The sequence below is a fragment of the Streptomyces sp. NPDC090032 genome (assembly GCF_044748025.1).
Classification (GTDB): Bacteria; Actinomycetota; Actinomycetes; order Streptomycetales; family Streptomycetaceae; genus Streptomyces.
Window position 1 is genome coordinate 198,253 of record NZ_JBIVFF010000008.1, and the last position, 13,560, is coordinate 211,812.

The 13,560-nt window shown below is 71.3% G+C and carries 10 protein-coding genes; 3 read left to right on the forward strand and 7 right to left on the reverse strand.

All coding sequences use genetic code 11. The features are described 5' to 3' along the window. Positions 1 to 56 precede the first annotated feature (56 nt). Positions 57 to 1,331, forward strand: coding sequence for an SGNH/GDSL hydrolase family protein (locus ACIPWY_RS21770; RefSeq protein WP_393702702.1), 1,275 nt, complete (start codon positions 57 to 59; stop codon positions 1,329 to 1,331). Positions 1,332 to 1,617: 286 nt separating this feature from the next. On the opposite strand, the gene ACIPWY_RS21775 is transcribed toward ACIPWY_RS21770, so the two are convergent. The 5 genes from ACIPWY_RS21775 to ACIPWY_RS21795 all read right to left on the reverse strand — a co-directional run bounded on the left by ACIPWY_RS21775 (position 1,618) and on the right by ACIPWY_RS21795 (position 9,074). Continuing rightward, positions 1,618 to 2,058 carry a hypothetical protein gene (locus ACIPWY_RS21775; protein ID WP_393702704.1) on the reverse strand — a complete coding sequence of 147 codons (441 nt, stop codon included), beginning with the start codon at positions 2,056 to 2,058 and terminating at the stop codon, positions 1,618 to 1,620. Positions 2,059 to 2,268: 210 nt separating this feature from the next. Next, entirely contained in the window at positions 2,269 to 3,954 is a 1,686-nt protein-coding gene (locus ACIPWY_RS21780; RefSeq protein WP_401534471.1) for an allophanate hydrolase, read from the reverse strand. A 7-nt stretch (positions 3,955 to 3,961) separates the two neighbouring features. Continuing rightward, entirely contained in the window at positions 3,962 to 7,492 is a 3,531-nt protein-coding gene (locus ACIPWY_RS21785; protein WP_401534473.1) for a 5-oxoprolinase/urea amidolyase family protein, read from the reverse strand. Beyond that, a complete protein-coding gene (locus ACIPWY_RS21790; protein ID WP_401534475.1) occupies positions 7,489 to 8,259 on the reverse strand; it encodes an urea amidolyase associated protein UAAP2 in 771 nt (256 codons plus the stop codon). The genes ACIPWY_RS21785 and ACIPWY_RS21790 overlap by 4 nt, the downstream gene beginning before the upstream one ends. Next, a complete protein-coding gene (locus ACIPWY_RS21795) occupies positions 8,256 to 9,074 on the reverse strand; it encodes an urea amidolyase associated protein UAAP1 (RefSeq protein ID WP_393702712.1) in 819 nt (272 codons plus the stop codon). The genes ACIPWY_RS21790 and ACIPWY_RS21795 overlap by 4 nt, the downstream gene beginning before the upstream one ends. Positions 9,075 to 9,345: 271 nt before the next feature. On the opposite strand from ACIPWY_RS21795, the gene ACIPWY_RS21800 reads away from it, so the two are divergent. Next, a complete protein-coding gene (locus ACIPWY_RS21800) occupies positions 9,346 to 9,978 on the forward strand; it encodes a TetR/AcrR family transcriptional regulator (protein WP_362906691.1) in 633 nt (210 codons plus the stop codon). Positions 9,979 to 10,008: 30 nt separating this feature from the next. On the opposite strand, the gene ACIPWY_RS21805 is transcribed toward ACIPWY_RS21800, so the two are convergent. After that, positions 10,009 to 11,547, reverse strand: a complete 1,539-nt coding sequence (locus tag ACIPWY_RS21805) for an amino acid permease (protein WP_362906693.1) — start codon at positions 11,545 to 11,547, stop codon at positions 10,009 to 10,011. Positions 11,548 to 11,852: 305 nt separating this feature from the next. Between ACIPWY_RS21805 and ACIPWY_RS21810 the strand changes: the two genes are divergently transcribed. Continuing rightward, positions 11,853 to 12,488, forward strand: a complete 636-nt coding sequence (locus tag ACIPWY_RS21810) for a TetR/AcrR family transcriptional regulator (RefSeq protein ID WP_393702716.1) — start codon at positions 11,853 to 11,855, stop codon at positions 12,486 to 12,488. Between the two features lie 29 nt (positions 12,489 to 12,517). Here the strand turns inward: ACIPWY_RS21810 and ACIPWY_RS21815 are convergent, their stop codons facing one another. After that, the gene (locus tag ACIPWY_RS21815) at positions 12,518 to 13,432 is read right to left on the reverse strand and encodes a zinc-binding dehydrogenase (protein WP_401534478.1); all 915 of its coding nucleotides are present in this window, start codon (positions 13,430 to 13,432) and stop codon (positions 12,518 to 12,520) included. Between the last annotated feature and the right edge of the window lie 128 nt (positions 13,433 to 13,560).

Here is a 13,560-nt window from a genome sequence, read left to right on the forward strand (position 1 = left end):
CTCGAACGACAGCCTGCACGTCGAGATGAACGTCCAGTCGAACGGAGAAAGTGCCGATGACCCTCGACCAGCCTTGCCGAGCGGCGCGCAGCCGCGCCGTCCGCAGACCGTCGCGGTCCCTGTTCGGAGCGCTGCTCGCGCTCGCCCTGGCAGCCGCGCCGGTGGGCACCGCGAGCGCGGCGACGCAGCCGGCGCACGGCCCGGGCACCCGGGTGAGCGCCTGGTCGCCGAGCATGACGACCGGCGGCCCGTCCTTCGAGAACCAGACCATTCGGATGGTGGTGCACAGCAGCGTCGCGGGTTCGCGCGCCCGCATCACGCTCTCGAACCGCTACAGCCCCGGGCCGCTCGACGTGGCGGCCGCGACCGTCGCCGTCCAGGCACACGGCGGCGAGGCAAAGCCGGGCACCGCCCGGCGCATCACCTTCGCGGGCTCGGACCGCGTCACGATCCCGGCCGGTGACGAGGCCGTCAGTGACACCGTCCCGATGTCGGTGGAGGCGGGGCAGAACCTGCTCGTCAGCCTCTACGTGCCCGGCGCGACCGGCATGTCGACCTGGCACTCGGACGCCTTCGACACGACCTACACGGCCCCGGGCGACCACACGGCGGACGACAGCGCGGCCGGGTTCGCCACCACCACGACCTCCTGGTACTACCTGGCGGGTCTCGACGTACTGTCTCCGACGGCCAAGGGCACGGTCGTCGCGTTCGGCGACTCGATCACCGACGGCTACCACTCCTCGACCGGTACCTACACCCGGTGGCCCGACGTGCTCGGCCGCCGGCTCGAGGCCGAGCCGGGCCCGCAGCGGCTGAGCGTCGTCGACGCCGGCATCGGCGGCAACCGCGTGCTCACCGATGTCCCCAACCTCTGGCAGGGCGTCAGCGCCCTGAAGCGGTTCCGCCACGACGCCCTCGGTCAGCCCGGCGTCAAAGACGTGATTCTCTTCGAGGGCATCAACGACATCGGCAACAACGCCGGTCCCGACGGCGGACCGCTGACCGCGCGGGACCTGATCGACGGCTGGCGCACCCTGATCGACGAGGCGCACGCCGCCGGTGTCCGTGTCGTCGGCGCGACGCTGATGCCGGTCAAGGGCAACGGCTACTACACGCCCGCCGCCGAGGCGATCCGCCTCAGCGTCAACGACTGGATCCGCACCGGCGGCGCCTTCGACGGTGTCATCGACTTCGACCGGGTCATGCGCGACCCCGCGGACCTCTCGGCCCTCAATCCCGCCTATGACTCGGGCGATCACATCCACCCGGACGACGAGGGCATGAAGGCCATGGCGGACGCGGTCGACCTACGCCTGCTGCGGCACTGACGCGGGACCGGCCGCCGGGCCACTGCAGGTGGTCGACAACGCTGTGCCGCCCGGACCGGGTCCAGGACGGCGCGCCCCTGGGCCTCCCGGTCCAGATGGGTGTGGATTCCGGGTGCGCCGTTCGTCAACTCGCTCCTGCCTGCAGGTGGTTGAGTACGAGGTCGTGGAGATCGCGGTTGCGCAGGACTCCCGCCCGTCGCCTCGGGCCGGGAGGTCGGGCCCGGAGGTCGGCCCCGGAGTTCGGGGTAGAGGCCGGGCCGCATCCGCGAGGACATCCCCCGCTTCCTCACTCCGGCGGGCTGGGTGCGGCGCACAGCGCCCAGATCACGAAGGCGTTGAGTGCGATCAGGATGATGGACCAGACCGGTGCGTAGGGGGCCCACAGGAAGTTCGCGAGCATCGCCAGGCCGGTCAGGGCGACGCCGACGACCCTGGCCCAGGTGGCGCCCGTGAACAGGGCGACTCCGACGAGGGTGACGATGATGCCCAGGATCAGATGGATCCAGCCCCATGCGGTCAGGTCGAACTCGTACACGTAGTGGCGAGTGGCGACGAACACGTCGTCCTTCGCGATGGCCGCGATGCCCTGGAAGAGCATCATCAGGCCGCCGAAGACCATGAGGACGGCGGCGAAGACCAGCCAGCCGCTTCCTAGGCCGGTGGTCGGCGAACCGCTCGGCGAGCTTCTCGCCGTGCCCGAGCCTGTTCCACTCACGTTGCTGGCCATCGCCGGCTCCTTCGTGTCGGACCGCCCCGCACAACCGCGCGCTCACGCTCGGCCGATCGGGCTACTTCCAATCTCAGCCCGCCGAGATCACTTCGCACCTCGGGATGCCTGACCGACAGCGCATCGAGAGCCGCTCGCGGACCATCTGCACAGGTCAGAGGCACGCACCGCGCTGCCGAGCAATCCTCGGCAGAGTCACCTGGCCCGGCATCATCGGCCTAGGTACGCGCGCCAGCCCCCGTGCGAGGTGATGTCGGCGGCGCCGTCGAGCGCGTACGGCTCGCAGAGGAAACCGGGGACGGCAGTTCCGTCGGTGAGTTCCACACGGCCGAGCGTCATGGGCGCCGGGAGGACGGCGATGAGCCGGCCGAGTCCCTCGGCAGGCAGCTCCCACAGCTCCGCCTCGATCGCGGACCCGCCCTCGCCGATCCGTTCCAGGCCCGGCTTGGGCGGGTCCGTGCGCAGGGCGTGCAGGCGGTAGACAGGGGCGGTGGTCGTGGTCCGGATCAGGCGGGCGCCCAGGGAGAGGAGCTGGGGGTTGAGGGGCTGGCCGGTCAGGTGGGCGCCCACCACCGCGATACGGGAGGGCGGAGTCAGCAGCGTGGCGATCCGGGCCAGGCGTTCATCGGTGTGCGCCGGGCCGATCAGCATCACCCCGAACGGCAGGCCGGCCACCTCGCCCGCGGGGGCCGCCACCGCGCACTGGTCGAACAGGTTGGTGGAGTTGGTGAACCGGCCGAGGCGGGCATTGGCGGCAATGGGGTCTCCCCTGTTCGAACGGAGTTGAGAACTTGGGGAACGGTGGGCATCGACCTCGGCGAGCGTGGGGTGGCCCGGTGCGGTGGGCAGCAGGAGCGCGTCCGCGTCGCCTAGCGCGTCCGTCGCGGCGGCGCGCAGGGCGGCCAGCTCTGCCTGGTCGGCGAAGAGGCGGTGCGCCGGGATGTCGCGGGCGGCGGTGATGATCCCCACGACCGTGGGGTCGAGGCCAGGTGCGTCGGGTGCGCCGTCGATGAAGGCTCCGACCGCGGTGTAGCGCTCGGCGACGAACGCACCCTCGTACAGCATCGCGGCGGCCTGGGTGAACGGGGTCAGGTCGATGGCCCGGAGCACCGCGCCCGCCGCCTGGAGACGGGCGGCCGCGGATTCGTACGCCTCCGCCCAGCCGGGGTCGAGCTCGCCGAGCTGTGCTGTGGACGGGACCGCGATCCGCCAGGGGCCGGGAACACGCGCGGGGACGGGCTGCGGAACGGGGTTGGCCATCAGGGCCAGCGCCTGTTCGGCCTCGGGGAGCGTCCGGGCGAAGACGGTGACGCAGTCCAGGCTCGCGCAGGCCGGGACCACACCTTGCGTCGGCACGAGGCCGCGGGTCGGTTTCAGTCCGACGATGCCGTTGAACGCGGCGGGGACCCGGCCGGAGCCCGCGGTGTCGGTGCCCAGCGCGAGGTCCGCGATGCCGAGGGCGACAGCGACCGCGGAACCCGAACTGGAGCCTCCGCTGATGCGGGACGGGTCATGGGCGCTGCGTACCGCGCCGTACGGGGAGCGGGTGCCGACCAGGCCCGTGGCGAACTGGTCCAGATTGGTCGTGCCGATCACCAGCGCTCCGGCGGCACGCAGGCGGGCCACGACCGGGGCGTCGGCGCTCGGCTCGTACGCGTACGAGGGGCAGCCCGCTGTGGTGGGGAGGCCGGCCACGTCGATGTTGCCCTTGACGGCCAGCAGGCGGCCCGCGAGAGGGAGTTGTTCGCCCGCGGCCAGACGCGCTTCGAGGCTTCGGGCCTCGGCCTCCAGGTCGGATTGCGGGCGCAGCCCGATCCAGACCTCGGGGCGGTCGACCGCTTCGATACGGGCGTACGCGGCGCGGACGCGGGTGACGAGGGGGGCAGGTACCGGCATGGGTTCCTCAGTTCTCGTGGAGCGGGGCCAGGATCAGCAGTGCCGTACCCGGTTCCACCTGGGCACCCGGCCGGGTGAGCACCTCCGTGACGATGCCGGCCGCGGGGGCGTGGACGCGGGACTCCATCTTCATCGCCTCCAGCGCCAGCAAGGGCTGACCTGTCGTCACCGTGTCGCCCGCGGCGACATTCAACTGCCAGACGGATGCCGCGAACTCCGCCTCCACCAGGTGGCCGCCCGGCGGCACCGTCACCTCGGCGGCCGGGGGCGCCGGTGCCGTCGCCGCGTCCGCGCGGGCGAACTCGCCCGCCGCTTCCCAGGCGTCCCGCTCGGCCGCGAAAGCGCTGCCCTGACGGGTGCGGAACTCCGCGATCGAATCGGCGTTCCGCGCGAGGAACTCCTCGTGGCGCGCCAGTGAGAACTCGCCCTCCTCGATACGTGGCACGAACCGGCCGGACTTGATGTCCGCACGCAGTGCGAGGAGTTCGTCCGCCTCCACCGGGTACCACTTGATGCGGTCGAAGAACCGCAGCAGCCACGGTGAGCCGGGCTCGAAGGCGCCTCGCTGCTGCCAGCCCGACCAGACCTGGGTGGTGCGGCCGACGAACTGGTAGCCGCCGGGCCCCTCCATCCCGTAGACGCACAGGTAGGCGCCGCCGATGCCGACCGAGTTCTCCGCGGTCCAGGTGCGGGCCGGGTTGTACTTGGTGGTGACCAGGCGGTGGCGCGGGTCCAGCGGTGTGGCGACCGGGGCGCCCAGATACACGTCGCCCAGGCCCATCACCAGGTACTCGGCGTCGAAGACGGTGCGGTACACGTCCTCGACCGAGTCCAGGCCGTTGACCCGGCGGATGAACTCGATGTTCCAGGGGCACCACGGGGCGTCGTCCCGTACCCCGGCCATGTAGCGGGCGATGGCCTCACGGGTCGCCGGATCGTCCCAGGACAGCGGGAGGTGCACGGTGCGGGAGGGGACGACCAGGGCATCCGTGGGCGGGAGCGCGGCCTCGGTCTCCTGGAGCAGTTCCACGATCCGGTGCTGGGGCAGGACGCTCGGGTTCAGCTGGATCTGGAGCGAGCGGATACCCGGTGTCAGACCGGTGATGCCTGGGACGGCCTGCGCCGTCAGCGCCTCCATCAGGGCGTGCACGCGCATCCGCAGGGCCAGGTCCAGCTGCATCGGCCCGTACTCGACCAGCACGTTGTCGTCGCCGCTGCGGCGGTAGGTCGTGTCGTCGCTCTGATACAGGATGCCGCCGTCGACGATGTCCGCGCGCCGTTCGCCGGTGATCGTGACGGGTGTGAAGCGGACCGTGTCGCCGGGGCGCAACTGCCCCAGCTTCCAGCGTTCGCCCGTCAGCACCGTCGCCGGGCAGACGAAGCCTCCCAGGGACGGGCCGTCGGGCCCCAGCAGGACGGGCATGTCGCCGGTGTAGTCGACCGCGCCCACGGAGTACGGCGTGTCATGGATGTTGGAGGGGTGCAGGCCGGCCTCGCCGCCGTCGGTGCGGGCCCAGCGCGGTGTGGGGCCGATCAGCCGGACGCCGGTGCGCGCCGAGTTGAAGTGGACCTTCCACTCGGCGGCGTAGAAGTCGTGGATGTCCTGCTCGGTGAAGAACTCCGGTGCGGCGTGCGGGCCTTCGGCCGCGCCGATGTGCCAGACGCCGCCGATGCGCGGACGGTCGGCGTCCGGTACGGGGGTGCCCGAAGCCTGCACTGTGCCGCCGTGCAGGACGTCGCCCGTGCGCAGGGCCCGGCCGCCGTGACCGCCGAAACCACCGAGGGTGAAGGTCGCCGTGCTGCCCAGGAAGCCGGGCACGTCCAGGCCGCCTCCGGCGAACAGGAGGTACGTACGCAGACCGTGGCCGTCCGGTGCGCCGACCGAGAGCTCGGAGCCTGCCGGGACGGTGAAGGGTTCCCACTGGGCGACCGGTTCGCCGTCGACCCTCACAGGGGCGGGTGCGCCCGTGACGCAGACCGTCGTCGGGTGCGAGAAACGCAGCGTCGGCCCCTGGAGCGTGCATTCGAGGCCGGGCGCGCCCGCGTCGTTGCCGAGGGCGGTGTTGCCGAGCCGGAACGACAGGTCGTCCATCGGGCCCGACGGCGGTACGCCGACCTGCCAGTAGCCCGTGCGGCCCGGCCAGTCCTGCACAGTGGTGAGGGTTCCGGCGGAGACCACCTCGATGCGCGGGGTCGGGTCGGGGATCGTGGCGAGGGTGGCCGTGGAGTGCGTGGCGCCGCGCACCCGGTCGTCGGCCAGGGCGGCCCGTACCAGGCCGAGGTTGGTCTCGATGCCGTCGATCCGGGTGGCGGCGAGCGCCGCGTCGAGTCGTGCGAGGGCCTCGGCGCGGTCGGTGCCGTACGCGATGACCTTGGCCAGCATCGGATCGTAGGCCGTCGTCACCTCCGTACCGGTCTCGACCCAGGTGTCCACGCGCAGGCCGTCCCCCTCGGGGAAGGCGACCCGGGTCAGCAGGCCCGCGCCTGGGCGGTGGTCCCGGGTCGGATCCTCCGCGTACACGCGCGCCTCGACGGCATGGCCGCGCGACGGGCCGGGTTCGCGTACGACATCGGTGTCGCCCTGCGCGAGCCGCAGCATCCACTCGACGAGGTCCACGCCGTGGATCTCCTCGGTGACCGGGTGCTCGACCTGGAGACGGGTGTTGACCTCCAGGAAGTACGCCTCGCAGCGCGCCGCGTCGTACACGAACTCCACGGTGCCCGCGGAGCGGTAGCCGACCGATGCGCACAACTCCCGCGCGGAGCAAGCAAGTTGTGCCCGGATGTCATCGGGGAGTGCAGGAGCGGGGGCCTCCTCCAGGACTTTCTGATTGCGGCGTTGGAGGGTGCAGTCGCGGTCGCCGAAGGTCACCACGTGGCCGTGTCCGTCGCCGAAGACCTGGACCTCGACATGGCGGGCGTTCTCGACGAGACGTTCCAGGAAGACACCGGCCGAGGAGAACGAGGCGGCGGCGACCCGCTGCACTCGTTCCCAGGCGTCGGTGAGTTCGTCGGTGGACCGGCATGCCGACATACCGATGCCGCCGCCCCCGCCGGTGGCCTTGAGCATCACGGGATAGCCGATGCGGTCGGCCGCCGCCAGCGCCGACGGCAGATCGGGCAGCAGACCGGTGCCGGGGGCGAGCGGCACGCCCGCCGCCTCGGCCGCCGCGCGAGCGGTGTGCTTGGCGCCGAACAGTTCCAGCTGATCGGCGGACGGGCCGACGAAGACGATCCCGGCGTCCTCGCAGCGCCGCGCGAACCCGGCGTCCTCGGAGAGGAATCCGTAGCCGGGGTGGATGGCGCCCGCCCCGGTGTCCTTGGCCGCCCGCAGGATCAGGTCGGCGTCGAGGTACGACTCCTTGGCGGGTGCGGGACCGAGCCGCACCGCTTCGTCGGCGAGGCGGACATGGGGTGCGGAACGGTCGGGGTCGGAGAACACCGCGACCGTACGGATACCGAGGCGGCGGGCGGTGCGGATGATGCGTACGGCTATCTCGCCCCGGTTGGCCACCAGCAGCGTGTCGAAGTCGCTCATGCGGTGGCCTCGCTGACGGCGGCCTCGGTGACGGCGCCGTCGGAGCCGGATGCCCCGATGAGGGTGGCCTGTGTGCCGGTTGCTTCTGCGGTCCTGGCCGCTGTGATCGTGGCTTCGACGGATGTCGGGTCGAAGCCGTTGCAGGGGTTGTTGATCTGGGGGCAGTTGGAGATCAGGACCAGCACGTCCGTCTCGGCCCGCAGCGTCACCCGCAGACCCGGGGCCGAGATGCCGTCGACGATGCCCAGCGTGCCGTCCTTCTCGACCGGGACGTTCATGTACCAGTTGATGTTGGAGACGAGATCCCGCTTGCCCAGCCCGTGCCGGGCGCCCTCGGCGAGGAAGTTGTCGACGCAGGCGTGCTGCGACCAGGTGTGGTGTCCGTAGCGAAGGGTGTTGGACTCCTTGGAGCAGGCGCCGCCGACCGTGTCGTGGCGGCCGCAGGTGTCCTCGGTGACCGTCATCAGCGGGGTGTGCTCGTTCGACATCAGCACACTGCCCGTGGTGAGGAAGATGCCGCCCTGTGCGTGGAGGGTGTCCGGGGCGCTGTAGCGGACAGTCGTGTCGTGGGCGTCGTACACCAGGAAGTCCACGGCCTGGTTGCCGTGCAGGTCGGTCAGTGTGAGCTGTTCGCCGGCGCGGACGACGGCGGACCAGGCGGCCCGCGCGGGGATCAGGTCGGAGCGGCGGACGGCACTCGCGTCGGCACCGGTGGCGGTGGCGGTGGCGGTGGCGGTGGCGGTGGCGGTGGCGGTGGCGACGGTCATGCGAGCCCCCTGGCGGTGAGGAAGTCGAGCGTGTTGAGGAAAGCCCGGTGGCCTTCCGGAGTGGCGTCCCAGAGCGGGTCCCCGGGCGCCGTCGCCCCGGCGCGCCAGGCCAGCACCTCGAGCGGGGTGCAGACGTACTCCGGGCGCGGGTCCAGCGGGTGCGGGACGTTCGCGATCAGTACGGTCAGGTCCTGCTCGGCGCGCAGCGTCACCGCGGCGCCCACTCCGGCCGAGCCGGCGAAGTCCAGGGCGCCGTCCTCCCGTACCTCCACTCCCTGGAAGAAGGAGACCGAGGGCGGCAGATCGCGCGGGCCGAGACCGTTCTTCGCCGCGGCCAGCTTCAGCAACTCCCGGCCGGCGGGGGACGCGGACTGCGGGGTGCCGTCCCCGTACCGCGCGGTGTTGCGCACGAGGGTCGAGGTGCCGCACAGCGCGTCGTGGCGGCCGGCGGAGTCGGCGATCACGGAGGCGAGTACCCGGCCCTGGTCGGAGAGGAGCAGCCGGCCGGCGCCGAGGTAGGCGTTCCACTGCACCTTCACCGTGTCGGCGGTGTTCAGCCGCTCCCACGGCCGCCCCTCGGCGTAGAGCAGCAGATGGGCGCAGGCGTCGCCCTCGAGGTCCGTGAGCCGCAGCTCGGTGCCGCGGGCCAGGACGCGGTGCGTGTAGGAGCCACCCGCGACGGTCTCGGCCCAGACCGGGGTGCCGGGAAGAGGCTCCGGCCAGTCCCCGGCCGGCACCACCGGCATGGATTCGGTACGGGTGCCGTGCTGGGCGCGGGCATGCGCCCGGGCTCCACGTGTCGTCGCTGTCGCCATGGCTGGACCTCCGGCTCGACGGGGGCTGACGTGCTGACTTGGGCCTGAACTTCCGCGCCCGACTTCGGCGCCTGGCTTCTGCCCGGCTGCGGCCTGCCGCGTCCCGACTGCGGCCTGAATGCGGCCTGGCTGCGGACTGGCTGCGGACTATTTCTGTCGCGCGACAGAAACTAGGAGTCCGGGAATTCGTGGTCATTGCCCGTCCGTTGCGCGGAAGTTACCGAGCGCTCACCGAGATCGCGGCCTTCGGCGGGTGTGCGACGATCGGCGCATGTCCAGCACCGGAAGAAGGGTCGGCCGCCCGCGGGCCCAGCAGCGGCCGGACAGCGGGCTGACCGCGCGCGACGAACTGCTCACCGCGGCCGCCGAGTTGTTCACCACGCTCGGATACGCCGCGACCACCACCCGGGCTGTCGCCGAGCGGGCGGGCATGCGCCAGGCGACGATGTACCACTACGTGGCCGGCAAGGAGGACCTGCTGGCCGAACTCCTGGAGTCCACGGTCACGCCGTCGCTGGAACTGGCGAGGCGACTGCTCGCGGACGAGGTGACGGCCGCGGAGGACCGGTTGTGGGAGCTGTGCCGCTCGGACGTGGCGCTGCTGTGCGGCGGTCCGTACAACCTCGGGGCGCTGTACGTACTGCCTGAGGTGCGGTCCGAGCGGTTCGCGGACTTCCGCCGCGTCCGGGCTGAACTGAAGCAGGCCTACGGGCAGTTGCTGGTGGCGACGGAGGCGGGGGCCGCCCTCGGCGAGGACGAGGCGGATCTCCGTACGGACCTGGTGTTCGGGCTGATCGAGGGCGTGATCCTGGTCCACCGGTCCGATCCGGAGCGCGCGGTCGGCGCGTTCGCGGCTGCCACGGCGGATGCGGCGCTGCGGATCGTGGGCGCGGAGAAGCGCTGAGGTGCGGCCTCGGACGATGCGTCCCGCCTGTCAGCGTACGGAGCGGGGCTTCCTCCCGTACACGCGATACACCGCACCGAGCAGCACAGCCACGCCCAGGAAGAGAACGGTGAACCACTGGAAGTACCAGTGGCCACCCGCCGGGTCGTACACCGCTGCCCGCGGCCAGGCCAGATTGACCGTCATGACTGCCCCGTACAGGAAGGCCAGGGCGTTGACGGGCAGTCCGAGCCGGCCCATCGAGAACAGGGGGCGGCCCGTCTCGTCGTGGGTGACGGCTCCGGTGTCCGGGGCGAGGGGGATGCCGCGCAGGCGGCGCAGCAGCATCGGGCCGGTGACCATCGCGTACGCAAGGTAGAGCAGGGCGATGCACGTGGTGCCGATCGCGAGGAACGCCTCCGGGGACGCCAGGTTGAGCAGTCCGAGCGCGGCGGCACCCGCGCCCACCAGCAGCGCGGGAGCGGCCGGCATTCCGGTGCGCGGGGAGACCTTTGCCAGCCGGGCGGAACAGGGCAGGACCCCGTCGCGGGCCATCGAGAACAGCATCCGGGAACCGGAGGTCTGGATGGCGAGCGTGGCCACAGCGACGGCGACCGCCACATCGGCCAGCAGCAGCCGCCCCACTCCGTCACCCAGGCTGCTGGTCAGGACGTACGAGAGGCCCTCCGTGGCCAGTCGCCCGTCGGTGAGACTCGGCGCGGCCAGCACGCCACCGAGCACCAGCAGGCCGCCGAGCGCCCCGGCCGAGGCGAGCGCCAGCAGGATCGTGCGGGGCGCGGTACGGCGCGGGCTGCGGGTCTCCTCGCTCATCTCCCCTGCGCTGTCGAACCCGATGAGGACGTACGCCGCCATGAACGAACCGACGAGGAGCGCTCCGACCGTGCCGCCCTGACCGCCGGTGTGCAGGGTGACACCTGCGCCGCGCTCGGCGTGCGTGAACAGGAGAACCACGATGAGTACGGCACCGATGATCTCCGCCGTGACACCGATCCGGTTCACGGCCGACATGACCCGGTTGTCGAGCAGATTCACCGTGGTGGTGAGCGCCAGCAGCACCACCGCGAGCAGCGCCGCGTTGCCCGCGCCCGTCGGCGTGGTCGGCGCCGGGTCGCCGCCCAGCAGCTGGAAGCCGGGCCAGACGGCGGGAAGCACCACCTGGAGAGCGAGCGCCGCCGCGGCGACCACCACGATCTGCCCGATCACCATGATCCAGCCCGCGAACCAGCCGAAGACGGGCGTGCTCAGCCGGGTCGACCATTGGTAGATCGCCCCCGACAGCGGGTAGCGGGCGGCAAGTTCGGCGAAGCACGCGGCCACCAGCAGCTGGCCGAGCAGCACCGCGGGCCAGGTCCAGAAGAAGGCGGCACCGCCGAACGAGAAGCCGAAGGCGAAGAACTGGAAGACGGTCGTGAGGACCGAGATGAAGGAGAACCCGGCCGCGAACGAGGCGAACCGCCCCATGGACCGGTGCAGTTCCTGCCGGTAGCCGAACCCGGCCAGGGCTTCCCGGTCGCCCTGACCGGTCTCGGGCGGTTCCGGCCGTACGTCGGTTGGTGCGCTGGCGGTCATGTCAGCCCCTGTCGCCGTTTCCTGTCGGGCGACAGAAATTAGGCAGGGGCTGTTTCAGCCGAATGACGCATCCGTGTCCGCGCGGGGCCGAAGTGCTCACGCGGGGGATGGACGCGCCAAGGGATTCGGAACGGGGTGCGGCGGCGTCCATGTGAATTCTTGATGCCGACGGTGTCCGGCGTGAGCCGTTCGCGTCGGTTTCCAAGGAAGGCGGCGAGTTCTTTTCGTTGCTGGTGGTGGTGACGAGTGGACCGTCGAGAGTGACAAACCCCCGCAATGCCCCACACGCGGCGTACTGTTTTCTCATGGCCCGACCTCGGCAGTTCGACGACGAGGAGGTTGTGCGGGCTGCTCGCGACCAGTTCTGGTCCCACGGTTACGACCGAACCTCCATCGACGATCTGAGCGACGTCACGGGCTTGGGACGCGGAAGCCTGTACGGGGCCTTCGGAGACAAACACGCCCTGTTTCTGCAGGCTCTGGACAGCTACAACAGTGACGCGATCGGCGCCTGGCGTTCGGCTCTGCGCGGCCCGGGACCGGCCCTCCCTCGGCTGGAACGCCTTGTGTGCGACATCTCCGAAGCGATCAGCAGGGACGTGGCGCGGCGCGGCTGCATGATGGCCAGGAGCGCCACGGAACTCGCCGCGGTCGACAAGAGCGTTGCCGACCGGACTGCCGCCACCGTCCGCGGGCTGCACGGCGAACTGTCGGACTGCGTCGCCCGGGCCCAGGAGGAGGGCTCACTGGACGCCGACGCGGACACGGACGGGCTCGCAAGCCTTCTCCTTGCTGTACTGCGAGGACTGGAGGCCCTGGGCAGGGCGGGGGCCACGGCGGAGGTTGTCATCGGGGCTGCCAAGCAGGCTCTGACCCTTCTGCCCCGCGCTTCGACGAACGGGCGGGCGCCGGATCGACAGGACAGCCGTTCAGCGCCGTGACCCGGTCCTTACCTGAACGGCCTTGGGTTTCAGTCCCAGGGGCGGATGAGGACGGTGCCGACCTTGCCGGGCCGTTGCGCGTGTTGCACGGCCTCTGCCAGGTCATCAAGACCATAGGCGCCGGCTACGTCGAACTGCTCCTTGGCCGCCATCGCGATCAGCTTCGCGGCGGCGACATCGGATGCCTGTCTGTCGAGAGAGGTGTCCGACATCCAGCGGCCGACGGTCATGCCGCGCAGCGTCAGCGATTTGTGCAGCAGAGTCGACGCCGGCAACGAGATCGGCTCTGGGGCCGTCTGCCCGTAGCAGATGAGCGTTCCGCCCGGCGTCAGCAGGTCCAGAAGGCTCTCGGCGAGTGTCCCACCGATCGGATCGAGTGCCACGCCCAGCGGGCGGCCGCCGACCACGCGGCGGACTTCATCGGACCAGCCTGCATCCTCCGTCGCCACCACCGGCACGTCAGGAAACCGATCACGCAGTTCCGCGGCACCACGTTCGCTGCGGACGACGTTGACGAGCGAGATGTCGTGGGCCAGGCTCACGGCAGTCAGCAGACGTCCGACCGACGAACCGGCGGCAGTCTGCAGCAGCACACCGTCGTACCCGATGGATGCGTGCGCCTCCGCCTCACGGCGCAGCATCACGGCGGTGATCGGGTTCACCAGCATCTGCGCGGCGACCTCGTCCGAAACCCCTGCCGGTACGGCGACCACCGCCCGGGCGGCCGCCATGATCCACTGGGACCAGGCGCCCGGATGCGGGAAGACCGTCACGCGCGCGCCGGGCTCGACCCCCGGCGCCACCGGGGTGCCCGGGCCGATGGCCTCCACCACGCCGGTCGCCTCGACACCGGCCGGGACCGATTCTTCACCGTTGCCCGGATACGCCTCGACAGCTTGGAGATCGCCGGGGTGAACGGGGAACGCAGTGGTCCGGACGAGCACTTGACCGGTCTGTGGCGCTGCCGGCTCGGGCTCCTCGATGACGGTCAGGACGTCGGCGGGCGACCCTCCGCGGGTGTAGACGACACGACGGCTCATGACGCTCCTCCTGTGTGTGCTCGGCGTACGCG